The organism is Pseudomonas laurylsulfatiphila (assembly GCF_002934665.1).
GTDB lineage: Bacteria > Pseudomonadota > Gammaproteobacteria > Pseudomonadales > Pseudomonadaceae > Aquipseudomonas > Aquipseudomonas laurylsulfatiphila.
This window is the reverse complement of sequence record NZ_NIRS01000004.1, coordinates 154,455-181,283: the sequence shown is the minus strand read 5'-3', so window position 1 is coordinate 181,283 and position 26,829 is coordinate 154,455. Positions and strand designations below refer to the sequence as shown.

The following is a 26,829-nucleotide window of genomic DNA, read 5'->3' as shown; positions in this document are numbered from 1 at the left end:
GCTATGCGAAGTGTGTAGTTCACTGGATTGGTCTAGGCTTTCACCTAACGCGGCAAACGAGCGGGTATGGACATCGAACAGCATCTCGTGGCCTTGGCTGGGATACGCGACCAACCAAAATGCGCGACTGGCGCACAGCTTCATGTGGGATACCTGGATGCGTCGAAACAGGCCGCCGATCGGCAGTCCTTCTTCGCTCCAGTCGAACTGAAAGGCCTCGCCGCCGCCGTAACCCTCGGCCTTGATCTGTTCGAATAGCGCTTGGCGCTCCTACGATTGTGCTTTGCCCGGAAGGAATCGGCCTTGAGCGCCTGTTCCAGCGTCTCGTGAAATTGACTGAGTTTGTTGAAGGCTGTCCAAGCTGTACGAGCACACCAGCGTGGTCATCACGACCCACCTCAGCTTCTCGGAATGGTCGAGTGTGTTCGGTGACGCCAAGATGACCACGGCATTGCTTGATCGGCTGACACACCACTGCCATATCGTCGAAACAGGTAACGAGTCCTACCGCCTGCAACACAGCAACTTGGTCGCCCAGACAAAGATCAAGTCACGTGAGCGAAAGCGCAAGGACAGTGACGGTACAGAGGACGATAAACCGTTTTGACCTGCCCCGGGAATACTCTGCGGCATGCCTGCATGCGGTGGGGCTTAGTGCTGATGGCGCAGGACAGTGCTGCTAGGCTTATCCACAATTGCAGATGCAAAAATCAGCAATCCGCCCTGGGTCAATTTTCAATTGGCAGGGTGGGGCAGTTTTCAATCAGCGCCCACAGTCCTGACCAGTTACGAACTCGAGTGCTTTGGCTCATGCCTCCTGAGGCACCGGTTCAATCGAACATCAATGCGCGCGTCATACTAAGATCATAATCCGTATCACCCAAATGGCTAGCCATACACATCAAGCCAAACCCCACGGCCTTATGCTTGTTCCAAAGTCTTTCAAGATTTTCTACCAGCGGCAGCAAGCATTTTTCTTCGTAGGGGCTGAACTCGAAGTCACTCGGCTGTGAGCCAATCGTGTCGAAGTAATCGTTAGCGACCAGTTCCTCCTCTGCATCCGATCGCAAGCAAGTCATTTCATCGTAGGCGCTGTAACAGGTCTCGCGCTCCTCGGCCATGAACGCCTGGAACTCGGCTTCGTCGTCGGGGAATTCCTCTCTCAAGTCATCGGGTACATCGGCCAGGCTTTTTATGAAACTCCCGCGGTAATCCTGCTTGAGTCGGGCAACGAAGTAATCGAGGCGATCGAATTTATCGGTGGTGTCCGATAACCATCCGGCTTTGACGTTCAACCATCGTGCATCACTGACTTTATCCATCAGCGTATCCAGGTCGTCTCCCAGTGGAGTACGGCCGAATACCGTTTTCAGGAAATCGTGCTGCTTGTTGAACTCGTCGTATTGTTTTTCGTAAGCGGAATCTATTTCGTTTGCTTGTTTGATCGTCATAGGTAGGGCTCGTTTGGACTGCCTAAGAGTAGGGAGGTGGTCTGGAAAGTGGCAGTGATTCAGATAACTAAAAGCCTGCCAAGTCTTTATTCTTCGATGCCCATTACGGTGTATACACCGGGCTTTACCCGCATGTACTGGACTTTGGCACCTTTGCCAACACTGAATCCATCCGCACCGGTCTTTCCATCTTGTGCATTGTTGGCGATGGTGGTTCCAATCGCCGACTTCTTGAAAAACTCGAAACCAATCCGATATTTTTCAACCAGCGCCTTACCCTCGGGGCGCATCACCCGGCGTTGCTCCGAGGTCAGTTCCTGAACCTCAAAAGGGTTGCTCAGTGCGCCATTACGTGTTTCCAGCAGAATTGATTCATACAACGTCATGCTTTTTTCCTTAGAGTCAGGCGGTCAGAAGGAATCCTGACCGTCTGGAATGATCGTTAATGCGCGAGTGAAACACGCCCATTGTTAAAAAACGCGAACGGCACCGGCCGCCGTAGGCAGGAAGAGCCATGCCTCTGTAACTGGTTTGCCGGATGCCGCCTCAATCGCTTGGGCATACGCGTCAAGTTGGCCAGCATGTTCTTGAGCCAGCCGCTCCCACTGCGCCTCGGGAGAAGGATTGGATTTGTGGTCAATCAGCACCCAGCCATCCTTCGTGTCCAACAACAGGTCAATCCGTCCATTCAGTACCTGCCCCGAGGTGAGCAACTGTTGCACCGGGTACTCGGCCATGGCTTTAGCCTGCGGCCACCGGAACTCGATCCAGGCATTCAAGGCAAATAGCTGATTGATGACCTGGCTGGCGCTCACATGCTCATGTACCTCATGGCTCAGCAGCAGGCGCTGCACTTCGTCCAGGACGACGGGACGGTTAGGATCTGTAAACGAAAGGCACAAGCAGGCGTGAATCGCGGTCCCCAATGCACTAATTTCCGGGCTGCCCTGCAAGGCAATGCGGGTGCCGATTTGGCATTTTTCGCCGGCGCCTGTCACCGAGCGGGTGCCGCTACTGGACGGTTGAAAGCTCAATTGCATACGGGGCTTGGTAACTAGCAGTGGGGCAAACCAATGCAGATTTTGCACGGCAACTGCGATAGGTTCTGGCGTATTGCCGGCGGTAAGTGTTCGACAGTCAGCCGGCAACGTTTTTCCGCCAGGTAAACTTAGAACCTGCTCGCCTGGGGCTGTCATCAACCACGGCGCTTGAACACAGTCGAGCCACTGCCCGGTTGTTTTTCTGCCGGAACGTGCAATCACCAGCAGATCGCGGGCGCGGGTCATGCTCACGTAGAGCAGGCGTTTTGCTTCTTCAACAGCTTCCTCTCGGCACGTTTGGGCCATGCTGGTCTGCTCGAACTTCTCGGCCAGCGGGACCTTCTGCTGTTTGCCTAGAGGCCAAGGCCAGTAGCGGATGAAGCGGTCGTGCAATGGTTTGTGCGGATCGAACGCGCTATTGGAGCGCGAAGAAACGGACCATAGACGGTCGCCAATATCGCGAGCCAAATCCATCAGGATGACAACCGGCCATTCCAGACCTTTGCTGGCATGATGGGTCATCACCTGAACGGCGTCCAACGCCGGTGTGGCCAATGCATCATTGTTGGCGCTGGCCGTTTCGCCCAACCAGAGCACCAGCCCGGAGATAGATGCAGCCCCTAGCCCATTTCGGCATAGGTCCTCATATTGCTGTGCCAAGTCGATTATTGCGTCGAGGTTGGCTATGCGCTTTTGAGCCTGTGCCGGCGAGGTCGACCAACTCGTGACGCGCGAGGGTAAGTCACACTCAGCGATTAAGCGCTGCAACGCTTCCACAGGCGTCAGCAATGGAAGGTCCGCGCGCAGCCGCGCCACTGCCGCAACCAAGGGGTGTGCCCGATAATCGTCGACGTCTTGCTCGCGCCACAGCGCTTTTGGATGACCCGCATGCAAATAACGCAGGCGCTCCGCAACCCAGCTCTCCGGCTCTTCTGCCTCAGCCAGCGAAACAATCTGCGCGGTAGCCAGGGTATCGAAGGGATCATTCAAGCGACGCAAGCACGCCAGCGCCAGGGTTGCTTCTGCGGTAGCCAGCAAGCCGGGCTGCGCAGTGGAGCAGGGCATTCCCGCTGCAGCGAGGGCGGCGGTCACTTTGGCGACGTTGCTGTGGGAGTAGCAAAGTACGGTGATATCGCCCAGCCGGACGTCACGGATTTCTTTGGTGGCTTTATCGAATATCTGATGCCGACTGTTCACCAGTTGGCCAATCCCTTCAGCCAACGCACTCACCTGCTGCTCGGCGTTGCTACCATCGAGTAGCCAGTTGGCGAAGGCGGGCCCGGGCAATTGATCCTCGCGGGTGGGTAACAGCCGGACTTCATCGGGCGGCAAGCTGTTGGCGAACGCCTGACTGAATACTTCGTTGGCCAGTTCGACCAACTCCGATCGTGAGCGCCACGAGTTGAGCAACACCTGTTTCTCACCACCCAGTTCGGGCAAGGCGTTCAGGATGGCCTGCATCAATGCACAGTCGCTGCCACGGAAGCCATAGATGGCTTGCTTGATATCGCCTACCCAGTAAACCCGTTTGGCAAAGCGAGAAAGCTTCAGGAAGACCGCCAACTGCATCGGGCTGGTGTCCTGGAACTCGTCAACCATGACCAGATCAAGTTCTTGCTCCAGCATCTGAATCACGGCGGGGTTGTCTAGAAGCTTCAGCAATGCGTGTTCCTGGTCGGCAAAGTCCAGCACGCCGAGCTCAAGTTTGCTCTGGCTGTATACATGCAATGCGTCGGTGGCCAAGGTGAACACCTGTTTTAGATACACCGTGATATCACGATGCAAGTCTGGGTGTTCGGCGTAGCGCTCGACCGTTTCGGTCAGGCTTTCAACCAAAGGCTTCAGCTTGGCTTCCGGGGCCGATTTGGCCAGCTTTGCCCAGTCACTCCAGCGGGCGTTGCCTTGGGGCAGTTCGCGCTGAAAATCAGTGAGCAATGATACATACGTCCTGGTGTTGCTCTTGTCGCTGTTGGCAGCGAGCAGTTCAGCAAGTACATCAGGAATGATGCGCAGGAGCTCACCGCTCAAGTCGGCTTTGGTCGCAGAGGGGAAATGCTCAAGCATATCCTCGGCATTGCGGACTGCAAAACCACGGGCCAGATCGAGGTCGATGTCGTTGGTGCGTAGCTGATCTAATAGTCGGCGAAGTTCATCGAGCCAGTTATTGCTCGCATAGTCGCCCTGTTGATGGGTGACTTCCAGGCCAAGACGGCGTGCGACGGCAAGGAAGGTGTCCATGCTTTCACCATGCAGGACCCGATCTACTGCCTGATTGAGCAGCACTTTCGCCTGACTCTCTTCCAGGACTCGCTGTTGTGGTGGCATGCCTGCTTCAAATGCGAAGCGCTCAAGCAATTGGCCGCAAACGCTGTTGACGGTGCCTATTCGGGCCTGCCCCATAGAGGTCGCCAAGCCAATCTCACCTTTTTTAAGCAGATGGCTGCGTACTCGCTCACGAAGTTCGGCCGCCGCTTTTCGTGTGAAGGTGGTGGCAATAACGCCTGCAGGTTGGACCTGCTGACTGAGCAATTCCTGGTGCAGAATCTCTGTGAGCCGGTGAGTTTTTCCGCTGCCGGCGCCTGCGCTGATAAAAGTGATGTGCGCGTTCTTAGGCATTGTCATTGCTCCCATCCGGCCAGGGCCAGGTAGTCGTTGTAGGCTTCCTTGAGGTATTCCATTGGCATCGCTTTCTCGGGCGGTGTCGAAGCCTCGTCCTCTTCAATGCTTTCCAGTGCCACTTCAAAGAGGCCCGCAGTGATTTGCGCCTGACGCCATTTCCAGGCCTCGGTAAAGCTCTGCCAGAGTTCGGGCGTGGTGCTTGGTGGATTGGCGGGCACCCGCTCCGAATCGGCAAATACGTGGTCATCCGGTGTCAGCAGGCGGGCGGACTCCAGAATGAAATACGCCACGGACGGCAACGAGCCGGTCTCCTGGCGCAGCAATTCGGCATAAATCGCCAGTTGCAAATGGCGGTTCGCCTTGAGTTGTTCGGGGTATTTTTTGCCACCGGCCCACTTCATGTCGACGATGGCTCGATGCCCGTCTTCTGTGGTCAGCACCAGGTCGGCAGAGCCCGCTAGAGCGCCTCCAGCGAATTGTCCATCCAACGCCTGCTCTGCGGTTACGGCATGGACATTGGCATTGGCAAAATGCGCTCGCAGCTGGGTCATTGCACGCAACACTCGGTGACGCAGGGTCGACAGATCGGCACCGCGTCCCTCCATCAGCAGCACTGCCCCTTCTTCACGCACCACGCGCGGGAAATGAATCGAGAACCATGCGGCGAAGGCTGCCGTGTCCATGGTCAAAGCGTCGGCTCGGCTGAAAAAGTGTTCAGCTAAACGGTGAGCAAGCGAACCGTTCAGAAGAAAACTGTCGCTCAGGCTGAGACTCTTGGATGCCTGAATCTTGGCTCCGTATTGCAGCAACCATTGGTAAGGGTTGAACAGCAGCAGGTTGAGGCTTGAGAAAGAGGCTTTTTCCGGTAAAGCCAGCGGCATGTCTGCCGGCAGCTTCCACCAGCGTTGGCGCACTGGTAGGGGGGTCGACGGTTGTGGCTGAAATAGGAGGCCGGGCGCAAGCAAAAGGTCCTCCAGCGCATGTACTTTTGGGTGCTGAACAACCGCTTCGATCATCTGCCAAAGTGGGTGACTTTCCTCGTGCGGTGGCGCCAGCACCAGCGTTAGATTGCGGTTCGCGACCAGCAAAGGCCGTAGCCAGTCTTGGGCCGCTTGAGCCAGCAGCATTCCGCCGTCGGGCAGCGCCACTCCTGCATTTTCGAGTTGCAGCAGTTCCGCCTTGGACCACGGCGAAATGGCTGGCAGTGCCGGCATGGCCAGATTCCACCACACCACCGTGTCCGAGCTCTCAATGGCGGCCCCCGGGCGGGAAACGGTCGAATGAGCGCCGACCTGGGCGGCCAGTAACGGATTATCCGTGCCACTCGCAGTGGCCTGTTCGATCACCTGCTGCAACTGCCGCGGACGCAACCGCTCGACGCCTTGAAGTTGAAGCGTCTCTAGTGTTTCCAAAGCAGCTTCGCACTGCGCATAACCCGCCCGAGCAGCTAGGCTGTGTGCGGGTTCTTCGTGGCCCAGGCGCGGTTGAAAGAACGCGAGCAAGCGCTGGACACGCATCAGCACTTCGCTCAGCGGCGCGCCTTCATCAACACTGAACGTGGGAGCTTCGAGCCAGTCGCCAATGGATGTCCGAACACGAGGCGCTTCGGCACCGTAGTGTTCTGCGATGCGCTCCAGGACTGCGTCCCATTCGGCTCCGACAATACCCGGCATACTCGATACCTTGGTCGCCAACTGACGACGGGCAAACAGCCGAATCGGGCATATCGGATGGGTCAGAAACTGTAATAGCGCCGGGTAATTCAGTGGCGCCCAAAGCAACTCCATTGCCAAAGGAAATACCTGCAGGGCCGGCCGCAAATCGCTGCTGCCATTCAGGCCATGGCGAGCTTGGTTTGCACCGACTAAATGACCATCAAGGCAGCCGCCTTCGGCACCGGCCACCAGCAAGGTCTGTACGCTTTCATCCAGCGAGCGGCTCAACCAACTCGCCGCCAACACTCGCGTCTGTGCCTGAACTACCTTTACCGTGCCGTCCTCTTGCCACGGTATCGGTGTCAGGCGCTCACCGGCAATGCTCTTGCGCAGTTGCGTCTGCAACTGGCCTAGGAAGCCTTGCGCCGTGCCCACGGGCACCTCGAGGCGCTCGTGTGGGAGGTGATGCAGCACCGCTTGCCAACCAAGTGGATACACCTCCCAATCGTCAGCCAGTAGCACATTCTTGATCGGTGGTCGCCGCATAGCCAGGGCCGCGGCAACATTGTGCAGACGTTGCCCAATCGAAGGCGCGACTACCTCGCGGGCTTTCATCTCTACCTCGGTAAGGTCCTTCAGGCGCTGGCTGGCATCTGCCTCCACGCGCCCATCCCAGCCGTACAGATACAAGTCATCTCGCCAAGCCAGCAATGCAGCGGACACACCCAGTTCATCAGCGGAAAAACTGGAGGTGTAGAAACGCTGTGCGTTGTTGCAGTGTGCCAGGCAATCCCGATACGCCGCTGTACGCTGCGCCGTGCAAGGCTGGTGTGCTGTCAGGCCCAGTTGCGTTTCCAGAATATCCAGAAACCCCTGTGGCCCGACCGTCAAAGCGCCCAGCTGATTGCTCGCCCGGGTTGCCCGTTGACCATCGAGTTGCATTCCGAACGTGATGAGCATTTCAGACACGTTGACGCTCCTTGTGAACGTTGAGGGTTCAACACACCGCTATCGGTGAGTTGTTGTAACGACCTAAATACGAAACACATTTAGCGGCTGGCGGCTACCGTACGAACGAGGTGCGACGGATTGCGTCGTGGTCGACACGTTTGTCAGCGAAGGCGCTGTTCTCGCCATATTTGCGACTTATCCAGGATTGAGCCAACTCAGGGCTCGATGAACACGTAAGGCGATGTTGGGGTGGTGGGCGTTGCGTTCGTTGTGGTGGCGAGTCTTGAGCGACTGGTAATCCATTCCAGGAGTTTCCTTGGGGCAGAGGATGTCCGCTTGGCCTTGGTTATCGAGGCTGTATCGACGGATTAGGCTCAGGCTTGAGCATTCGGGGATACTCAGTTCAGTGCATTCTCGCGCAGTGTGGCGATAAGCTATCACTTGTTGAGGGGAGGGATCCACAGGTGGAGAAACGTCAGCGAACCTGAGTGGGAGCGTTGAAACACTTGTAACCGGGATACTGGGCTTCGGCAGTGACCTTGGCCATGGCCGAGCTCACTGCTTGTACGGTGATGGTGAAATTGGCTTGCGGGCCGGCAGTGGCGATGGAGCGTTGCATGAAGACGCTGTAGGTTTTCATGAGTGCTGGCTCTGGGTTGTATTGATGAGCCTTCATTGTTGTGATCAGCGCGACAGGATGTGTCGAGATGCGTGTACGACACAAAATGTCGTTGTCATTTCGATAATGAGCCCTATCGAATGATCAACCGGAAGGCTGTCCGAATGAGCCCTGATGAAAAAGTATTCCAGTTTCTGGATGCCCTGTTACCCGATGCCGAGAGCATGCGGTTTGTCGAGTCGCGGTCGCCATGCGTTGCGGATGCAGACATTGGCATGCCGTCCTTGAGGGTGTTGAAAGCGCCTGTCGACGGCAATCTTGCCTACCTCACGATCAAGGCCGCGAGCCCCCTGGTCACCATGGTCGATCCCGCGTTGCTGCGCATTCTTTATCGTTCGCTACGCGATGACGCGCTCGCCTCAGACCCGGATGCGCTCAATGATCTTGGCTGGCTATGGATCAACGGTCGTCGCGTCCCTTTCGATAGCGTCCTCGCTCGGCGGTTGTTCAAACTCGCGTATGTGTTGGGATCGGGTGAGGCGGCATTCAATCTTGGCGAGCAAGCCTGGTACGGCCGAGGCATGTGCGTTAACCAGGACCTTGCGGCCAGTTACTACGAGCAGGCCTATGAACGCGGCGTCACGTGTGCGGCGCAGGCGTTAGGGCGTTTGCATGAAAAAGGAATGGATGGGCAGGCGCCAGACTTTGCCAAGGCTACGCACTGGTACCGGTTGGCTGCCGGAGCTGCGTTTGCGTCAGGAGAAAAATGCTATGGGTTTTGAGAGTTGGGTATCGATGGCGATGCTGGGGCTGATCCTTTCAGTGCTGGTTGCGCTGTACACGCGATGCGGCAAAACCTGGCGTTTACTCAGCTATTGGCATGTCACTACGCAGGAGCGTCAAACGCGCTCGAATTGGCATGCCGAGGAAAATCGCGAGCTCAGATCGGCGCTGAGAGCGGAAAAGGCTCATGTGGAACAGCTACAGCGCAAGGTGGAAATTCTGCAAGCCTTGCTGCCTGTGGCGTAAAGCGAGCATGACAGAGGAGTAATGACATGCCCATAAGACCAAGACCCTTCACATTTGTCTGTGGCAAATGTGGCTGGAAGAAAACGGTCGTGCCACTTAGCGATGCCCTTGGACCGGGGGATTGGTGCGATCGATGTGAGAAATGTGGAAACGAAGCGTTGACCCGGCAACCGGCCAATTTGATTGATCGTACGTTGGCTGAATGGTTTGCCCAGTTACGTAGATAGGGGGAGTCATGATCGAGTTCCATGGGCAACGTTTACGTGATGCTTTTCATGTGGTCGTATTTACTGGCGCAGGCGTTTCTGCCGAGAGCGGCATTCCGACATTTCGCGACGCCTTGACCGGTTTGTGGGAGCGTTTCGATCCAGCTGCGTTGGCCACTGCCGATGCATTTCGCAACGACTCGGCGCTGGTGTGGGGATGGTATGAATGGCGACGCTCAAAGGTACGTACCGCCAAACCGAACCCCGCCCATTTGGCTATTGCCGAACTCGCTCGGCTAGTCGCCAGGCTTACGGTCATAACTCAGAATGTCGACGATTTACACGAGCGTGCGGGTTGTCATGGAGTGGTTCATTTGCACGGCAGCCTCCACTCACCGCGCTGCTTTGCGTGTGCCCGGCCGTATGAGGGCACCACAGATCAGCTGAATGAACCTGAAGACGGACGCAGAATCGATCCGCCACGCTGCCGACATTGCAACGGCAAGGTCCGGCCGGGCGTGGTCTGGTTCGGTGAGTCGCTACCGGAGCAGGTATGGCGTGATGCGCTGGCGGCCGTCAAAGATTGCGATCTGCTGATTTCGGTGGGGACTTCGGGGCTGGTGCAGCCAGCGGCGGAAATTCCCCGGATCGCCAGGGAGCATGGCGCTGTAGTCGTGCATGTCAACCTGCAGCGAGAATCGGTCCAGGGAGAAAGGGAGTTCAGTCTCGTCGGCAAAGCGGCAGAAATACTGCCGCGGTTGCTTGCTCAGGCAAAGGAATAGCGGACGCCTCTAGCGGTCAGCGAGTGGCTTAACGCGCGCCCTGTCTGCCGAACATGGGTTTGTTCGAGGCCCACAAGCCGTCTTCTATCGCCTGGACGACGGCGCCGTCGATCTCGTTACTGAAACGCCAGGCTTGAATATGCAGCACTCCCTCGCGTTCTGGCAACCAATAGCGGAGTTGCATGGCGTAGGTACCTTTATTTCCGAAGCCAAGGTGTTGTTTGATCCGCGCGCCCAGGTCGCAGGAACTCCCGACATACAGCAACGCTGAGGCAGGATTGAGGCGGCAGTACGCTCGATCATTTTTCCGACTCAACTTGGCCTCTTTAAAAGCGCCGTGGAGCTCTTCATACACATTGCTTTCAACTGAAAACTGGTAGATGTAACGTGCATCAGTGTTGGACCATGATGTCAGGGATTCCAGCGTTTGTGCGGGGTAGTCCTCGCGGATCTCGCTGAATGGAATGCATGCGTCATGGTGGCTATCAATGGCTGTGCCTTCGACGACTTCGGCTAGCTTCCGGAGATTGCTGGCGATGCCGGTCAGGGTCGATGGTGTGAGCATATACGCCTCCCTTTTTGAGTGTTCGACCAATGCTTTGGTCCGTCGTGTCGGCTGCTTACAGCGAACTGTTTTCAGGCTCATACGCCGCAGCGGCACGGCGCAATGTGTCGCCTACCTGTTGGCGTAGTGCTGCCGGCTCCTGAACGACCAAAGAATCGCCCAACGACAAAATCCACCAGTGCAGTTGCCACGTGTTGTTGACCGTAGCCTGCACCTGGTAACCCTCCGACAGTGCTTCGAGCGCCATGTCTTTACTCAGTGGCGTCTCTCGAATCAACCGCGCCTGATGTTCACTCACCCAAGCCTTGAAGCGGATTTTCTCGGGTTTGCCGAACTGCAGGGCGTCGGTGGCAAGGTAGGTTTGCAGCTCGAATGACTCCAGCCCCTGGCATGGCGTGTCGAGCACCGTTACCGCACGAAAGCGATGCACCGCGAACTGACGGACATCGGTATACGGCGCGGCAGTGGCGATCAGATAGGTGATCAGTCCCCGCTGGACAATCGCCAGGGGGTTGAGAGTCAGTACACTGAGTTTGTCGGTGTGTGCCGAGTAGTACTGACAATGAACTTGCTGTTCGCTAATCAGGGCATGCTGCAGTGCCTCCAACGTTTCTGCCTGGATTTCCGGAGCTCGAAGATTGAAATCCGGCCGAACGCTCGCAACTTTGTCGGGCCAGCGCGCGGCGGGGTTGCCGTCTTCGAGGCCTTTGAGTTTTTGCCGGGCATGCTCGAAGCGCGGTTCCAGCACGCTCAACATGCTGCCCGGGAGCAGTGGACGGATTGCATCTTCGACCAACGCAAGACTTACGGCTTCAGTCAGAGTAATGCCCTGCAACTCGACGCTCACGCCCGGTTTCCAGTACCAACCGAAGGGCGTACCACCATCGTTGCACTGCAATGGAAACACCAGGGACAGGTCACGCAGGTCGCGCTCGATGCTGCGGCGGCTGATGGAGTAGCCAGTGGCCGTCAGGCGAGTCAGCAATTCACTCACTGTGATACCGGGTGAGCGTTTGGGCAGCTGTTGCAACAGCTCCCATTGACGACTCAAAGCGCTATGGGTCTTGGCTGAAGGCAAGAGAATCATCCTTGTAGTGTTGAAGCTGGCCTTTGGCTGGCGAATAAGCCGGTTGTCTGCCTATCGGCGACAGTCCGGCAACCTTTAGTCCGTTTAATGTATGAAACCGATAGGGCGCTGCTGCCCAGTGGACTTCAATTGACACTCGGCAAGCAGTGCTCCTGCCAATTCATCCGCGCTGGCGAATGGCTTGAAGCGCCCCCGGCGCGCGACCGCCGCGAAGTCACCGGGAGTCAGGTATGCCTCGCCGCGCAAGCGAGTCGCAGCACTGTTTTGTGGGTCCTTGAGCGCCAGAGCCTTCAGATGTGCGGCAAACAATGCCTGAGCCTGAGCGGTTGCCAGGTAGCCGAAATGCACCTTAAGGTCGAAGCGCCGCAGAGAGGCTTGATCCAGATCGAGGATCAGGTTTGTGGAGGCAATGAACAGCCCTCGGTAGGTCTCCATTTGCGTGAGCATTTCATTGACCGCAGTGACCTCCCAGCTTTGCCGCGCCTTGCGCCGGTCCTGCAAAAAACTGTCGACCTCATCCAGCAGGAGTACGGCGTCTTCGCGTTGCGCGAGCTCGAAGGCAGCCGCCAGATTCTGCTCAGTCATTCCTACGTAAGGGGATACGAGGTCGGAGACTCGCTTGACCATCAGCGGCTTGCCCAGCTCCTGCGCCAGCCAGTGGCCAAATGCGGTTTTGCCAGTGCCGGGTGGCCCGTAGAAACACAACCGTGCTTGTGGATGAGAGCGCAAACCGTCAACCAGTCCGTCCAGTGGGAGGTCGGCGTTGATCCACTCCGGAGAATAAAGCGCTGGCAAAGCGCTGTCGGTGTGCTGAAGTTTTTCGAACCCTTGAGCTTTCAGCGTGCCGTCGACAATGCAACGAATAGTGTTATCCAGCGCCTTGCTGGCGCGCTGCGACACGCTGCGTCCTACGCGCACTGCTCGCTCCAGCACGGCAGGCGTCATTCGCTCGTGCGCACTGAGGTGTTCGATCAACTGATCGCTCAATTTGCCACCGCCACACTCGCGCAGCATCCGCTTGCGTTGTGCCAGCGGCGGGTTGGGCACCTCGATCACCATATCGAAGCGTCGTATATGGGCGGCGTCGATAGCCTCTATGCTGTTGCTCAGCCAGAAACACGGCAGCGTATTTTCTTCCAGCATGCGGTTGATCCAGCCTTTCTGCGAGCGACTATTGGCGTCTGTGCTGGCGGTCTGGAAGATGTCTTCGATCTCGTCAAGTACGAGCAAGGCGCGTTGAGAATGCAGCACACTATTGGCCGCGCGCAGGGAGCACAGACGTTGCTTGGCGGACACCGGGTCGCCTTGGCTGTCAGTGCAGGCGACTTCATAAAGAGCGCTGCCCAGGCTGTGAGCGATCAGACGACTGAGTTGAGTCTTGCCAGTACCAGGCGGGCCATACAGCAAAATGTTCACACCTTGACGCCCTTGGGCCAAGGATTTGCTCAGGTAGCGTTCGGCGATCATCAGCGGCTGTCTGACATGACTGTAATGCTCCCAGTTCAAGCTGCCGGGTGGACTCAAACGGAACGCATAGGCGAACAGCTCCAGTGGCGTGCCTTTGCTGAAGCGCAAGAGGCCAGGCAGATCCGGGTTGCTAACCGACAACATCGAACTCAACGCCATGACGGAACGATGGTTATTGCTTATTTCCAGCAGCCCGGTGCGCATCAGTGGGCTGTTATGCGCCAGGCAGGCCTCGACCTCCGGCAGCGGCAGGCCCAATAGTACGGACAGCACTTTTATTGCACGGTTGAGTCCGAGCATTCCCAGCTGATCTGTAGCATCACTGAGTGTCGGATCGGTGTGCATCAGCACGCAAAAACCGAGCACCTGGAGCTCTGCGTCGGCCAAACCCAACAATTCTCCCAATGCCTCAAGATTGGTCGCCAGGCTGTCCGGGTAGGGCGCATACAGGGGATCGGTGTTGAAGCTACGAGCGCCTTTGCGCAGTGTCGCCAAGGCAAGTGCGGGACTGTAATTGTCGCCGTCTATCCATTTGGCCAGACCCAGTTCATGCGCCAGATCCTCATCATTGAGGCCGTGTCGGCTGATAAAGGTGCGATGTCCCCCCAGATCCAGCAGCAATTGGAAACTCCACTTCAGCGATAGCGCACAGGTGTCAACGGCGCGGCGGCTGCCGTGTGCGAAAGGGTTTAATCGGGTTCCCATGCTAGATCTCCTGATGCTGTGGAGGCGGCAGGGTAGGACGAGTAGTGGTCAGGATGTGTCGTGGTTGTCGTGCGTATTGAGTGATGTCATATTGCCTGCCGCTCTCGGCGACCCACTGGATGCCAGATCACTGCAGACGACACATCTTGTCGGTGCCTGGTGATATTGCTGGTTTGAACACCTTGTTCAGTCCGGCGTCAGCCTTCTCAAGGATCGAGTTTTCATGCTTACCGTTCTATCTCTGCTGGATAACAGGCTTCGTCCTAAAGGATCACGAGATCCCTTGGCCATCGAGTCCATCTGGAGCTCGGTGGGGCGAAAGGCGGTGGGTAACCTGACAACGGTCACCAGCCGCATGAGCCATTTCATGGTCGCGTTGCTGGCCTGCCGATATGCCCATACAGGCACGAAATCTCGTCCCCTTGAGGATGTCCAGCAGCGGTACGCACGCGCCGAGCAACTGTCGGCTTACCTGCGACTTCATGACTCTGTTAAAGCAGGGCCACTGGGAAGCCAGCTTGCTATCGCCAATCTCAAGCGCGACTCGATGGAATTGGGCATACACAAGAAGGCGCAAATCCTCAGCAATCAACTCAGCTATGGGCTGTGGGGGCTGTATTCCTCCGCACTACAGGCAGCGGGTCTTATCAAAGGCAGTGAAAGACGACTGACTGACCGAGGCGTGGCGCTCACGGATCTTATGTTGCAGGTGTTTGGTGACTCTCGGTGGCAACGCTTCGAGGATTTAGCCGGCCGGAATAATGTGACCCGGGCGCAACTGTCCCTGTTGGCGCCCGACTTTGCCGCGCTGCTCAATGACAAAAGCGTACGCAAGCACATCGTCCTGGCGCTGCTGAATTACCAAGGGGCTGGCGCCCTGCAAGTCGCGTTGTTCAAGGCGGTTAACGTGTGGCTCCTGTTGCCTGGCGATAAATCTTCAGTGCGCGATTTCATTCAGTGGGCACTGACCGAGCAGAGCGTCGACCCCCAATTGCAGGATGTTCTAAAGCAAATTTTGCTGCTGCAACCAGTGCTGGTGTTTGCCAATACGCTTGTTGCCTGGTTGCAAAGCCAGAAAGGCCGCAGCCGCAGCGATTTGATCGACGACTTGAGTACACGGCTCACGGCGCCATTTCTACCGTTGGGCTTGAGCAGGCCGGGGTTGCCGCATTTATCGTTCCTGCAGAGCCTCGTGGAGGCTGCCAACGGCGGCGATGCCGCTTCGGTAATCGAGCAGATCGTCATCCAGAACAGCGTAGTGATGGGCCAGAGAGGTGGAGCCGCGTGGCTTCACTGGGAGGCAGACAAACTCAGGGTTCGGGTTCCCGTGGATCGCGCCTGGTTGCCTGAGGATCTTTGCGGTCATTGTGGAAAAACCTGGGATTACAGCTTTTTTCTTCATTCCTTCCTGACCATTGCCAAGGCAGGCCAGTAATGAAAGCACACACCATCAGTGATGCGTTCCGGGCCTGTATTGGTGAGCGCGAAGTGACCTCGGCTTTTTTCACAACCTACAGCTTCGAGCCAGACTTCTTCGAGCTTGAGGTCATCCCGCTGCTACTGGGCGATCAGGCACTTTCAAGCCAGAGCGATATTCGCTCGGTCCAGCTGCAGGCATTGATGCAGGACAAGGGCAGGCGCTTTGCCGTGGTGCATGACGTGGATGTATTCAACCCCACGGCAGGCAGTCGCCTCGAAGTCGATTATTTGCCCGTGCGGATCGGCGGGGGGTGTCAACACGCCAAGATGGCAATGTTGGTTTTGCAGGAAAAGGGCGATCAGATACCGACGATTCTACTGGTGGCAGGGTCATTCAACCTGACCAAGGCGGGGTGGTGGGACAACATCGAGGTTGGACATTTTGTCGAGCTGCAGGCGACTCGTGCGCCTGCCAATATTCTTGAACCCATGCGCCGTGCACTGCGATTTTTTCAGGCAGCCGCGCCCACCCCTGTCCTGGATGAAATCGTGAATGTGCAGGCCGGCTGGTTGGCGAGCGCCGATGATCCCGATTGCAGCTTCTATTTCTCCGGGGCTGCTTCTAACCGTTTGGCTTTCCTCGACTTCATTGGCCAGCGCCCACATACGTTGCCCGCTGCCAAGGATGCAGCCACGTTGGAAATCGTCAGTCCTTTCTTCGGCGAGAAACCGGACAGTGGCGATACTCAGAAACTGATGAGCCTGTTCTCGACAGTCCGTTTGCTGCTGCCTCGGGATGAGGAGGAGCGGGCACTTGTCGATCCTGGGGTATTTGACGCGTTTAATACCGATCAATGGTGCGGCTGGGCCTCTGCCTGGAACGATAGCCACCAGGTCATCGGAGTCCCCTTTCGCCGGGTACATGCAAAGATATTCCAGGGGCGCGGCAAGCGGTCGTGGCAGTTTGTGGGGTCAGTGAATTTCAGCCACAAGGCATTCCGGGAAAATGTCGAGGCTGGTTTTCTTCTGCAAGGAGGCGATTTCCCGTCGTTGCTGGAGCCTTTGACGGCCCTGCCTGCGGGGTTTGCCCCGGACTCGGATTTGCATAGCGCTGAAGCTTCGGAAGGACTGGCAATGCCGGTCTTGCGCCTGGCATACGACTGGGACAGTCAATGGCTGGAAGTGACAGCACAGGATTCGATCAGTGGTGAGCTGATATTGCTGGACAACTCGACGCCAAGCCTTGGCTCGATAGTTTTCGCACAGACAACTTCGGGCACTGCGTTGCTGCCTGCACTGCGCGACCATCTGGAACGCTCTTCTCTGGTCAGGGTGCGCTGGCAGTCAGGTGTCGAGTGCGTGGAGCGTTACCTGATGGTGTCGCAGCGCAACATTTACTCCCGTCCCAGCCAACTGCCAGCCATGGACTTGCAAAGCCTCCTGCGTTTATTCATTGAGATGCGGTTGAGCAAAAAAATCAGCCAGTTCGGCGAACTGGCTCAACTGATGCTGAACATGCGCACCGCGCCTGGTACAGCGGATGAACAACTGCCGGAAATGGTGGACGCGGGAGAGGCCAAGAGCTTCTTTGCGGAGTTCTCGCAGGTCAATGGCGCGTTCTGGCAATTGGAACGCAGCCTTGCGTTGGCGGCAGACGAGAACAACGCAAAAAAACTCGCGTATTACCTCGCGGGCTGTCAGCCCGACTCCTTGAAGGCCTTGCTTGAAAGCGTGGAGAAAGGGGGCGGTGATGAGGAAACGGTGGTTGTGCGCTATTTAACGCTAGTCAGCATGCATGGCTTGTTGACCCGATATCCACAGCACAGCTGCGCGACCCTGACGAGGCGCGTACAGGCGCTCATTACCGAACTGGAAAATGACGAGCTGTTGCGTCATCTCGACGAGGCCGAAGGTGCGCGCTTCCTCGACTGGTTCAGGACTCAATTTCAGCGTCCCTTGACCGCTGCAAATTCACGGAAGAAGGATGCCCCCCATGCAGCGGATCAATAAGGCCACGGCCGAGGCCGTTATCGATTTTTCCGGCGGCAACCCTGAACTCAAGGGCTTGGCTGAGCAGCAACTGTTGGGCACGGTCGCCCTGTACAACAAACTCGCGGATCATCAGGTGGCGTACCTCGCCGATGAAGTGGGGATGGGTAAGACTTACATCAGCCTTGGTGTCGCTGCATTGATTCGGCATTTCAACCCCGGTTTGCGCGTCCTGTACCTGTTGCCGAAAAACAACGTTCGGGACAAGTGGATCAAGGACTATCGGGCGTTTGTTCATAGCAACTATCGGCTTGAGGACATGGCGGTCAAAGGACTGGGGGGCGAGCCGGTCACGCCGTTCAGAGCCTGTCACAATTTGTCTGAGGTGGTTCAGACAGTGGCAAGTGGCAACGAGCGCGATCTTTTTATCTGCACATCAGCCTTCAGCTTTGCCATGGGTAATACCGTTGCGGACATGCTGCGTTGGACCCAGCGCTTTGAGGAGTTGATGCCGCAACATCGCAAGTTACTGGAAAAGATCGTCAAGCAGTTGAACGCTATGGACGGCAGAAGCAATCCCGGGGGACTCAAGCGGCAGGTCAAAGATGTCTGGGTGAAGGCGTTGGGCGAGATGTTGCCTCGCTTCGACATGGTAGTAGTGGACGAAGCGCACAACCTGCGTGCTGGCCGTGAAAGCAGTGACCGCAACCGCTTGTTGGCGACCTTGTTGGGCGACAACAAGCGTATCAAACGCTTGTTGCTGCTGTCGGCAACACCCTATGACCGCCATCTTGGACAGTTGCGTAACCAACTCGCGTTGTTCGGCTTCCAGGGACATGCGGCACTACCGGAGGGCGGCGATCCGGCCGACCCCGCCATGCACGCGGCACTCAGTCGCTTGTTCGTACGACGCCTGAACACGCTCACGCTTGATCAGGTGGCTCACACCCGCAACATGTATCGTCGTGAGCATCGCAGCGGTGAGGCTGCGGAAGTGAAGATGACCGTAGCACAAAAATTGTTCGCCGCTCTGCTGCAAAAGAAGGTGAGCGAGCACTTGCAGGAGAACTGCTCCAATCGTTTTGAACTGGGGATGCTGGCGTCGTTCGAGAGTTATCTGCCTGGCGAAAAAAACCGGCCGGTAGAGTTCGATGGTCATGAAGCAGCGGACGACGGCGACTCGTTGCGGGATGCGGCAGACCGCAGCGTCGTTGAATATCTGGTGGACGATTACGAGAGTGCCTTCAAACGCAGACCACCGCATCCGAAAATGGACAGCGTGAGTCAACAGACGCATCACCTGGCATTTGTCGAAGGCAAGAAACAGTTGATTTTCGTCCGCCGTGTGCGCAGCGTTTCCGAGCTGAAGTTCAAGCTGGAAGAAGCCTACGACGATTGGATTGGTGACTACATCGTCGGCGACAGTGCTGTTGCCAGGAGTTACCAGCTATACCGAACGCGCACGGTCGAACGTAGCCACTCCCTCATCGAAAGCGATGTCTCCGACGTGTTCGAGGCATCGGCAAGCAGCGACAATTTCTTTACCTGGTTCTATCGTGGCCAGAATCCGGAGCTGGCCAGCATCAAGGGCCTGGGGCAGTTGCCCCACAACTTCCGTAGCACGCTGTTGCAGAGCCGATTGTTCGAGGCTAACTGGTTATCTTTGCCGGGCATGCCCGCCGTGACGTCGTTGAACATCGATTGGAGCGTGATCGGCAAGAGCGAGTCTGTCGCCAGTCCCGGTCAACGTTATCGATTGGCTCAATATGCGTATCTGCGGGCCGTCGCAACGCGTGACGATGCAGCCGCGATAGTCGCCAAGCGAGTGCTGAATGTGTTGTTCGAAGGGTTTCAGGCCACGTGTGACTTGGCTGACCATTCAGTTCTTGCCCGTGAGCTGGAGCGTTCAACGCTCTGGGATAGCTTGCGGCGCCATGGCGAACTTGCCGCACTGGCCCCCCAATGGAGCCCAGAGGTATTCACTCAACTTGCCACTTTGAACAATGGTGCGGTTGATCGGCTATTACGCAGACTGAGTACTCATCAGGAACTGCTGGGCGCGCTGTGCCGTGTGGATCATCCTTTCATTGATCTGTATTCGCTCAGGAGCGTTCGCAGGGAAAAGGACGGTGACGCGGACGGCCTGTTCATAGATGCACTCGTCGAGCTGTTGGGCGTTCAGCGTGCGAACCACACCCCGTTCAGCAGCTATCAGATATTGCGTGATACCGTCGTGAACCTGGATTTGTTGATCAAACTCAACTTTCCGGAGATTTACTCCAGGTCGGTCAGCGGCCTGACCAAGTACCTGGCCACCCAGGTCCGTTCCACTTCACCCATTCGCGGAGCGACCGGTGAGAACAGCGCCAGCCGGACAGCGATTGCCACGCTGTTCCGCATGCCAGGCTATCCACGGGTGCTGATATCCACCGATGTCTTTCAAGAAGGGGAAGACTTGCACACCTTCTGCGACAGCGTCGTGCATTACGGTATCTCCTCCAGCCCCATCGCTCTGGAACAAAAGGTCGGTCGTGTTGACCGGGTCGGTTCATTGGCACATCGGCGCATGCTCGCGGCCGGTAACCGTTATGCCGAGCACTTCATTCAAGTGGGCTTTCCGCACATCCGTCAAAGCATGGAGTTCTATCAGGTACGCCAGGCTGCGGCCAACATGAACGCATTCATTCAAACGTTGCATGCCGTGGGCCACCAGGGACCCCGGTTCAAGCGCGAAGTGGAACTGCATGAGGAGTTGGTGGACCAGGCGCCCGTAAAGCCGCAGATCCTCGATTTTCTCACCAGCCATTATGAAATCACTGACGAAGACCTTCAGGGCGATGACCGCAGTGAGGCGATAAGCAATCAGGCCAGTGTCATGACGCGGCGTCTGGCTCATGTCAAAACCCAATTGGGGACCACGCTTAGAGATCTGACTGGCGATCCGCAGGCTTTCGTGAGGGACGCCGGTAACGGCTGGCATCTGTCGACGGCGGAATTCGACACGCCGAGCGTTACCGTGCGCAGCGCCGTTGGCATGGCTGAGTTGCTGGTAGCAGCAACGATACCCTGCGATATCGACGAGCCAGGCGACATCCACAGTCCCATCGGCCGCGTTCGCTTCCTCAAGACTCTACAAACCGACCCGTTCAGGCGGGTGTTGCTGGCGCCGACGGCCGAAAAACCCAAGCGGTTCGCTATGCAGAACAACGCCGAAAATTACGCGGGCAGCGATGGTGTTCTTGTCGGTGACGAAGTGCTCGACGTCTATCGGCGTGTCTCAGGTTCGAGTTCTACATCCAGCAAACGCACCGAGGAATCGGTCGCGCGCATCCACGGCATGGTAGACAGACTTGTACTCGACACTGAACGCATGAGCATCAGGCGGCTATCGACGTGGCGGCTTGAGTTCCATTTCAAACTGGAGGGGCGATACCAGTTGGTGCGGTGGGGGTTCAAGGGCCAATACGTGGTGTTCACTTCCAAGGTTGTCGACCGTAAATGGACCAGAAAACTGGCGATGTTCAAACAGTTCAGCCAGTCGCCGCTGGTGGAGCACACGCTTGGACGCAATTGCCGATTCGATCTGGTGGACTTCCATGTCGACCAGGACGAGGAGCTGAGCGTGCGGGCGTGTCATCCGGTGCAGCATCTGAATGATGAAGAGTTGATGCACATTGCTCATCAGGTCGCCTCTCAGGCAGACAGGCTGGAGCACGTATTGATGGGGCGGGAAGGGGATGTCTGGGACGACGACTGAGTATTCTTCGTGCCTTTTGAATCTGCTGTTCAGCCCCGACACAATCTGTCGCGACCGGTTCGTAAGCTGCAGGCAGACCACAAGAGAGGGATGCGAAATGTTGAAAAACGTGCTGGCTACCGTCGGTTTGGCCGTGGTGCTCAAAGCGAGCTTTGATCTGTATCTGAAGTACAAACAGATGGAGCGAGAGAATGATACCTGGCGCAAGTCGGCCTCCAGCGGGGAGTGATGCGCTATTTGCCTGGCTTTTTAATTGATCCAAAAAAACTTCAAGTTCGACGTCTGCTGTCCGATAGCTTTCTGATGCGCCGATGGGTTTCCAGCGGCTCAATCAAGACACTACCTTCGGACTTCCGCAAGCTTCTCTTGCAAGGCTGCAAAGCCCAAGAGCTCAAATCAATGGACTGGTGATTAAAGTGTCCTCCAGAGACTATCTCTATCAGAAGTTACGGCCTGAGCTGTTGGCCGCCACCGAAGAACCTCCCGCCAAGACTGCGCCCGCATCGCGAAGCACATTGCCTCGCTTCACACTGGAGCGGGACGTAGTGCTTTCGCCGCAGGTCAAGCAACAGCTCGATGAGGCCTTGGTGAAAATTCATCACCATCACACCATCTACGTCACCTGGGGTTTCGCTGAGGTCGACCCTTGTGGCAGCGGCACGATCCTGAACTTTCATGGCGCGCCGGGTACGGGAAAGACCCTTACCGCCGAGGCATTTTCCGGGAGTATTGGCAAACGGCTTATTAGCGCCAGCATTGCCGACCTTGAAAGCAAGTTCATGGGCGATACGTCAAAGAATATTGCGCAGTTGTTCGAGTTGGCGCGTGCCGAAGACGCCGTATTGTTTCTGGACGAAGCCGACACGTTGCTGGGTAAACGTTTGTCTTCCGTCACCCAGGGCATTGATAACGAGGTCAATGCCATGCGCTCCACGCTGCTTATCGAGTTGGAGAAGCACACGGGTGTAGTGATTTTTGCGACCAACTTTGCGCGCAACTATGACAGTGCCTTTGTCAGCCGCATTTCTCAGCACATCCGTTTCGAGCTGCCTAGCGAAAGTGAGCGTCGAGCGCTATGGGCACGCATGCTGGTACCGGGTATTCCTCTGGCAGAGGAGCGGGAAGGGGTGCTTGACGTCCTCGCCGCCGCGTCCGAGGGACTTTCGGGTCGTGAAATACGCACCTGTTTGAGACTGGCTTTGCCCAAGCCCCTGCTCGCCCAAGGCGCTGGTGTGCTGCAGCAGGCTCATCTTCAGGAGGCACTCGCTCAGCTGCTGGCTGCGCGTCAAGACATTCACGCTTCGCGGCCCGAGGTTGATCTCGGCACCGTCGCGGCGAACCGTAAAGCATTGGGTATTCATCAAAGGAGCGATAGTTAAATGGGTTGGTTTGATTCTCTCGTCAGCACGGTTTCAAACGTTGTGTCTTCGGCGTTCCGCGCCGTCAAACAAGTAGTCGGCAAGGCCGTCAAATGGCTCGCCGACGAAGCCGAAACCTTTGTCGGAGAAGTCAAACGGCTTTACCAGGCAGCCAAGCCTTATATTTCCAGTATGCGCGTAGGGCTGCGAACCTTGGCAAGCCATGTGCCATGGCCATGGGTCAAGGCCTTGAGTCTTGGACTGGAGCGTGCGTTGGCCGTGCTGGAACACCTGGACACCCACCCGCTGGCGGCCAAGGTGCAGAAGGCCATCGATTGGGTGATTTCCCGTGCCCGTGAATGGCAGCAAAAATTGCTGGATGAACAGGAAATCGCCGAAGCGCAGGCGCGTGAGCGAGATCTGAATGCTGCCATGGCCAAAACCCAGGGTGCAGAGCGCGAAGCACTCCAGGCTATCGCCCTGACCAACCGCTACCACTTGGTCAAGGCATTGACCAATCGCCTGATCGAAACGGAAGCGTTCGTGGATTTCGACCACTACCTGCGTGTTCGCGCCGTGCAGAAGTTGCTGCAAGTTTACGAAGAACAAATGACTCAGCTGGAAGACGTCGTGTCCCTGGGCCAGGAGCCGCTGTTCATTATCGACGTCGCTAGCCAACTGATCGAAGCTCGGGCGGAATTGGACGATGCTGACGTACAACGCCTTGACGATCTGACCGTCAAGCACTTCGGCAAAGCCGTGATTCCGTTCGTGTTCGAGGAAATGATCCTGGTCTGGGGCCTGGGTTTGCAAAACGCTCAAACAGCCTGGGAAGAGCTGAATAAACGAGTGGTTAAGGATCGAGTGCTCAAGGGCCGCCTGGAACTGGAGGCGGAACTAGAACCACTGGAACCGGAAGAGGCGCGGATGCTCGACGATCTGCGCATACTGTTGCCGCGTGACGAAGCTCAACTTGAAGCGCTGGGTAACGAGACGCGCGCCAAGCGTAACTATGTGTTCGCCGCGGAAGGTTTTCTGCAACTGCTTGAGAAAAGCGAGGAGCAACTCGTGGCTGACGATCAGGAATATTTGATCGACCATGGTGGCAGGGTTGGCGAGATTCTTGTGCGTTGTGCTCAAAACGGCGAAAAATGGGAAAGCCTGAAAGCGGAAGAACAGTCGCTGATTGTCAGCTTCGCCAATATTTTCGAGGCCGACTGCAAGAAGCGTACTGATGCCTTCAAAGTGGTTGAGGTTACGGCATGATTGGCGAAATCCTGCAGTTCTTGACCCCTTCGCTGAGCAATCCACTGGAAGTGTTTTTTTTCGGCATCATACTGTTCGGTCTGCTGCTGTCGCTGATTACGTCACAGGTTTTCGGCCAACCGGCGAAGTGGGAAAAAAACTGGCGCGGTGGGGCTCGCATCAATGCGCTGGACATTGAGCACGGGTCCATTGGTGAGTTGAGCCACGCTGTCGCCTCAGGTTGGGAGCGTTTTGCTGCCAGTATGCCGGGGTTGCTGCTGATCATCGGGCTTCTGGGCACGTTTCTGGGGCTGGGCCTGGCTTTGGACAAGGCATCAACCATTCTCCAGGGACATGACGATTCACTCAATGCCATGAGTGGTTCTCTGACTCAGCTTACCGGCATGATGAAAGACTTGGGCACAAAGTTCAAAACCTCCACCTGGGGGATCATTGCCTTCATTGTGATCAAGCTGTGGGAAGCCGCGCCGTGGTCAGCGGAAAGCAAGCGCACCGACTGGTGCCTGGAGCACATGAAGGCTGAGATTGATCTGAGCCGCAAAGCCGCACTTGCACTGCATGCCGAACGTGATCAGGTGAACCTTACTGCCCTTGAGACTGTCGGTACGCGGCTGGTAGAGGCGTTCAATTCCCTAGGCCTGCTGGTGGCCTCCGAGCTCAAGCAGATAAAGGCTGTCGAGTTCCAGAACGGTAAACAATCGGAAAGCCAGCTCACTGCGCTGGATGAAAGGCTTGCCAGTCTGGCAGTCGAAATTGATCTCGGTCGTAAAGCCGCGCTGGCGCTGCGCACGGAAAGTGAGCAAGCAAACCGGACTGCACTGGAAAATGTCGGCGCTCTGCTGATTGAAGCATTCAACGCCCAGGGTCTGCAGTTGTCGACCGAGCTCAAACAACTCAAGGCGGTTGAATTCCAGAACGGTAAACAGGCCGAGAACCATTTCAATGCGCTGGATACCCGACTTGCTAACCATCACCAACAGCTCGGCGAGATCGCCAGACTCAGTGAAAACCTTCCACAAATCGCCGAGATGAGTACACAGCTCAGCCGTTTGGTTAATGTCGAAGAGAGCCTCAAGGGCCTGCAGACGCTCGAGACGCAATTGAGTGAAGTGGCGGACAGCACCAGGGCGTCGCGCGAAAGTCTGCAAGGTTACGTGGAGGCCAAAACCGACAACTTACTTCGTCAGGAGGCCGCGGTACAGTTGATGGGCGAGTCTGCCACCTTACTAGCTGATTCGGCTGGTCTGCTTAAAGGCAGCGTGCAGGTCATGCAGGAAAAACTCAGCGGCGCGATTCACTCGCTCAATGAGGATTTCGCTGGGCATTTGGTAGAAATGAAGGCGAGCATGGATGGCAACATCACCAGGCTGGGCACCGTCATGGAGACTATCGAAGGGAGCCTGACCGGCACCATTACCACGATGAGCCGGGACTTTACCCAGAATACCCAGGACATGGCCGCCAACCTGAAAGGTGCGACCGACAATATTTCCAATGCGGTCGATCAGTTGTCAGAGCATGTTGGCACTGTGGTCAAGGAAGTCCAGGTGACCACTGAAAGCGCCAAGGAAATGCAGAAGAAAACCACCACTCAATTCGCGCACACAAGCAACACGCTTAACGTCGCGATTGCAACTATGAGTTCCAACATGGATGAACTCGGCAAGAGCATTTCGGAGGGACTGAAGGAGGCTTCCAAGGCCGGACAGAAGATGGATGCGGTGGCGATCAAACTGATGAACTTCCCGCAGCTCGCCGAGCAGTTCACAACCTTCAATACGCAGTTCAAAACAATGACAGACCAGGGCGCTAAAACCCAGGAATCTCTGGAAGCGCTGCCGGCCAGGTTGGCCCCTCTGGGAGCCAGCGTCAAACTGCTTGAGCAATTATGTGATTCGGCGCAACAGTTGCCTTCGGTTGTCCAGGACGTGAAGGCGCTTGCGGACTCGCATCGTCAAGGCCAACATGCCATGAGCGCTTTGCCTGAAAAGCTGGCGGCCAATATCGACAAGCAGTTTGCCAATCGCCTCCAGGTGCTCAGCGACGCTGCACAGTCGACAGTGACATTGCTTGGCCGACTCACGGCGGACTATGAACCTGCGCCTGCGAGTGGTTTGCAGACCGATAAAGCTCAGCTGGCGTAATCGACCATGAAAGAAAAACCCAGCGAATGGATTTCCATCTCAGACCTCATGGCTGGGGTCATGGCGGTCGTGATGCTCATGCTTGTAGTTTCGGTGCTGCAGAACAAAGCGGCCGAAGCGGCAATGCAAGTAGAGAAGCAACAGTTGGATGCGGCGCGTCAGGCAGAAAAAGCCCAAGGCGCGGCAACACAACAAACACGTCTGAGTGCTTTGCTTGAGGCGATGCAGGCGGATCTGGCACACGGCGGTGAAGGGGGGCTGATCGATGTCGATATCAAGAACCGGCGCCTGACGTTGCCTGATAACGCCTTCGGCCGCGGCAGCGCCTGTATTACCGATGAGGCCAAGCGGGCACTGACGCAGTTGAGCGTTCGCGTCGCTACCTTCATCCACGATTACGGCCAGGGCCAGGTATTGGTCGAGGGGCATACCGACAATGTGCCGGTAAGCCGACCGGTCACTGATTATGCGCGGTACTGCACGGTCTATGACGATAACTACACGCTCTCCGCTGCTCGGGCACGGGAGGCACGCAAGTTGTTGGTTTTGGCCCTGGATGGGCAGCAATCACTGCGAGTGATTGTGGCGGGTTACGGTGATTCCAGACCAAAACCCGGCCTGAACCCGGCAAGCGCAGAAAATCGGCGCGTTGAAGTTCAGTTGGTGGTGTCTCAGGAGGATCGCTCGCTCGACGGGCGCTGATCTTTGTCTTGACGGGCA

At 56.7% G+C, this 26,829-nt stretch carries 19 protein-coding genes and 2 pseudogenes; 12 read left to right on the top strand and 9 right to left on the bottom strand.

The window, feature by feature from the left end:
• Positions 1–42: 42 nt before the first annotated feature.
• Positions 43–347 (bottom strand): annotated as a pseudogene (locus tag CD175_RS15545) (IS21 family transposase); the annotation flags it as partial.
• A gap of 5 nt (positions 348–352) precedes the next feature.
• Here CD175_RS15545 and CD175_RS15540 point away from each other — a divergent pair.
• A pseudogene (locus CD175_RS15540) lies at positions 353–607 on the top strand (ATP-binding protein); the annotation flags it as partial.
• 223 nt (positions 608–830) lie between these two features.
• Here CD175_RS15540 and CD175_RS15535 read toward each other — a convergent pair.
• From CD175_RS15535 to CD175_RS31355, 5 genes are all read right to left on the bottom strand, one after another.
• Positions 831–1,451, bottom strand: coding sequence for a hypothetical protein (locus CD175_RS15535; protein WP_104449588.1), 621 nt, complete (start codon positions 1,449–1,451; stop codon positions 831–833).
• Positions 1,452–1,537: 86 nt separating this feature from the next.
• Positions 1,538–1,837 carry a hypothetical protein gene (locus CD175_RS15530; protein ID WP_104449587.1) on the bottom strand — a complete coding sequence of 100 codons (300 nt, stop codon included), beginning with the start codon at positions 1,835–1,837 and terminating at the stop codon, positions 1,538–1,540.
• 84 nt (positions 1,838–1,921) lie between these two features.
• Entirely contained in the window at positions 1,922–5,107 is a 3,186-nt protein-coding gene (locus CD175_RS15525; RefSeq protein WP_104449586.1) for a UvrD-helicase domain-containing protein, read from the bottom strand.
• A gap of 2 nt (positions 5,108–5,109) precedes the next feature.
• A complete protein-coding gene (locus tag CD175_RS15520; protein ID WP_240629007.1) occupies positions 5,110–7,725 on the bottom strand; it encodes a PD-(D/E)XK nuclease family protein in 2,616 nt (871 codons plus the stop codon).
• Positions 7,726–8,191: 466 nt separating this feature from the next.
• Positions 8,192–8,356, bottom strand: coding sequence for a hypothetical protein (locus tag CD175_RS31355; RefSeq protein WP_167399531.1), 165 nt, complete (start codon positions 8,354–8,356; stop codon positions 8,192–8,194).
• Between the two features lie 143 nt (positions 8,357–8,499).
• On the opposite strand from CD175_RS31355, the gene CD175_RS15515 reads away from it, so the two are divergent.
• The 3 genes from CD175_RS15515 to CD175_RS15500 all read left to right on the top strand — a co-directional run bounded on the left by CD175_RS15515 (position 8,500) and on the right by CD175_RS15500 (position 10,352).
• Positions 8,500–9,117 (top strand): tetratricopeptide repeat protein, encoded by a 618-nt coding sequence (locus CD175_RS15515; RefSeq protein ID WP_146094581.1) that lies wholly within the window; start codon positions 8,500–8,502, stop codon positions 9,115–9,117.
• The gene (locus CD175_RS15510; RefSeq protein WP_104449583.1) at positions 9,107–9,364 is read left to right on the top strand and encodes a hypothetical protein; all 258 of its coding nucleotides are present in this window, start codon (positions 9,107–9,109) and stop codon (positions 9,362–9,364) included. Before CD175_RS15515 ends, CD175_RS15510 begins: the two co-directional genes overlap by 11 nt.
• Positions 9,365–9,599: 235 nt before the next feature.
• Complete coding sequence (locus tag CD175_RS15500) at positions 9,600–10,352, top strand: SIR2 family NAD-dependent protein deacylase (RefSeq protein ID WP_104449581.1); 753 nt, start codon at positions 9,600–9,602, stop codon at positions 10,350–10,352.
• Between the two features lie 28 nt (positions 10,353–10,380).
• Here the strand turns inward: CD175_RS15500 and CD175_RS15495 are convergent, their stop codons facing one another.
• The 3 genes from CD175_RS15495 to CD175_RS15485 all read right to left on the bottom strand — a co-directional run bounded on the left by CD175_RS15495 (position 10,381) and on the right by CD175_RS15485 (position 14,176).
• A complete protein-coding gene (locus CD175_RS15495; RefSeq protein WP_104449580.1) occupies positions 10,381–10,917 on the bottom strand; it encodes a hypothetical protein in 537 nt (178 codons plus the stop codon).
• A 55-nt stretch (positions 10,918–10,972) separates the two neighbouring features.
• On the bottom strand, positions 10,973–11,995 hold the full coding sequence (locus tag CD175_RS15490) for a helix-turn-helix transcriptional regulator (RefSeq protein ID WP_167399530.1): 1,023 nt from the start codon (positions 11,993–11,995) through the stop codon (positions 10,973–10,975).
• Between the two features lie 93 nt (positions 11,996–12,088).
• Entirely contained in the window at positions 12,089–14,176 is a 2,088-nt protein-coding gene (locus CD175_RS15485; RefSeq protein WP_104449578.1) for an AAA family ATPase, read from the bottom strand.
• Positions 14,177–14,399: 223 nt separating this feature from the next.
• Here CD175_RS15485 and CD175_RS15480 point away from each other — a divergent pair, with 223 nt between their 5' ends.
• The 8 genes from CD175_RS15480 to CD175_RS15450 all read left to right on the top strand — a co-directional run bounded on the left by CD175_RS15480 (position 14,400) and on the right by CD175_RS15450 (position 26,811).
• Complete coding sequence (locus CD175_RS15480; RefSeq protein WP_104449577.1) at positions 14,400–15,611, top strand: hypothetical protein; 1,212 nt, start codon at positions 14,400–14,402, stop codon at positions 15,609–15,611.
• Positions 15,611–17,605 (top strand): phospholipase D-like domain-containing protein, encoded by a 1,995-nt coding sequence (locus tag CD175_RS15475; RefSeq protein WP_104449576.1) that lies wholly within the window; start codon positions 15,611–15,613, stop codon positions 17,603–17,605. Before CD175_RS15480 ends, CD175_RS15475 begins: the two co-directional genes overlap by 1 nt.
• On the top strand, positions 17,589–21,341 hold the full coding sequence (locus CD175_RS15470; protein WP_104449575.1) for a DEAD/DEAH box helicase family protein: 3,753 nt from the start codon (positions 17,589–17,591) through the stop codon (positions 21,339–21,341). Before CD175_RS15475 ends, CD175_RS15470 begins: the two co-directional genes overlap by 17 nt.
• 97 nt (positions 21,342–21,438) lie before the next feature.
• Positions 21,439–21,570: a hypothetical protein gene (locus CD175_RS31910; RefSeq protein ID WP_276309762.1), complete on the top strand. Its 132-nt coding sequence runs from the start codon at positions 21,439–21,441 to the stop codon at positions 21,568–21,570.
• Between the two features lie 82 nt (positions 21,571–21,652).
• Positions 21,653–22,720, top strand: coding sequence for an ATP-binding protein (locus CD175_RS15465; protein ID WP_240628994.1), 1,068 nt, complete (start codon positions 21,653–21,655; stop codon positions 22,718–22,720).
• On the top strand, positions 22,721–23,965 hold the full coding sequence (locus CD175_RS15460) for a hypothetical protein (RefSeq protein ID WP_104449574.1): 1,245 nt from the start codon (positions 22,721–22,723) through the stop codon (positions 23,963–23,965).
• Positions 23,962–26,109 carry a methyl-accepting chemotaxis protein gene (locus CD175_RS15455; protein WP_104449573.1) on the top strand — a complete coding sequence of 716 codons (2,148 nt, stop codon included), beginning with the start codon at positions 23,962–23,964 and terminating at the stop codon, positions 26,107–26,109. Before CD175_RS15460 ends, CD175_RS15455 begins: the two co-directional genes overlap by 4 nt.
• Before the next feature lie 6 nt (positions 26,110–26,115).
• Positions 26,116–26,811 (top strand): OmpA/MotB family protein, encoded by a 696-nt coding sequence (locus CD175_RS15450; protein WP_104449572.1) that lies wholly within the window; start codon positions 26,116–26,118, stop codon positions 26,809–26,811.
• Positions 26,812–26,829 lie beyond the last annotated feature (18 nt).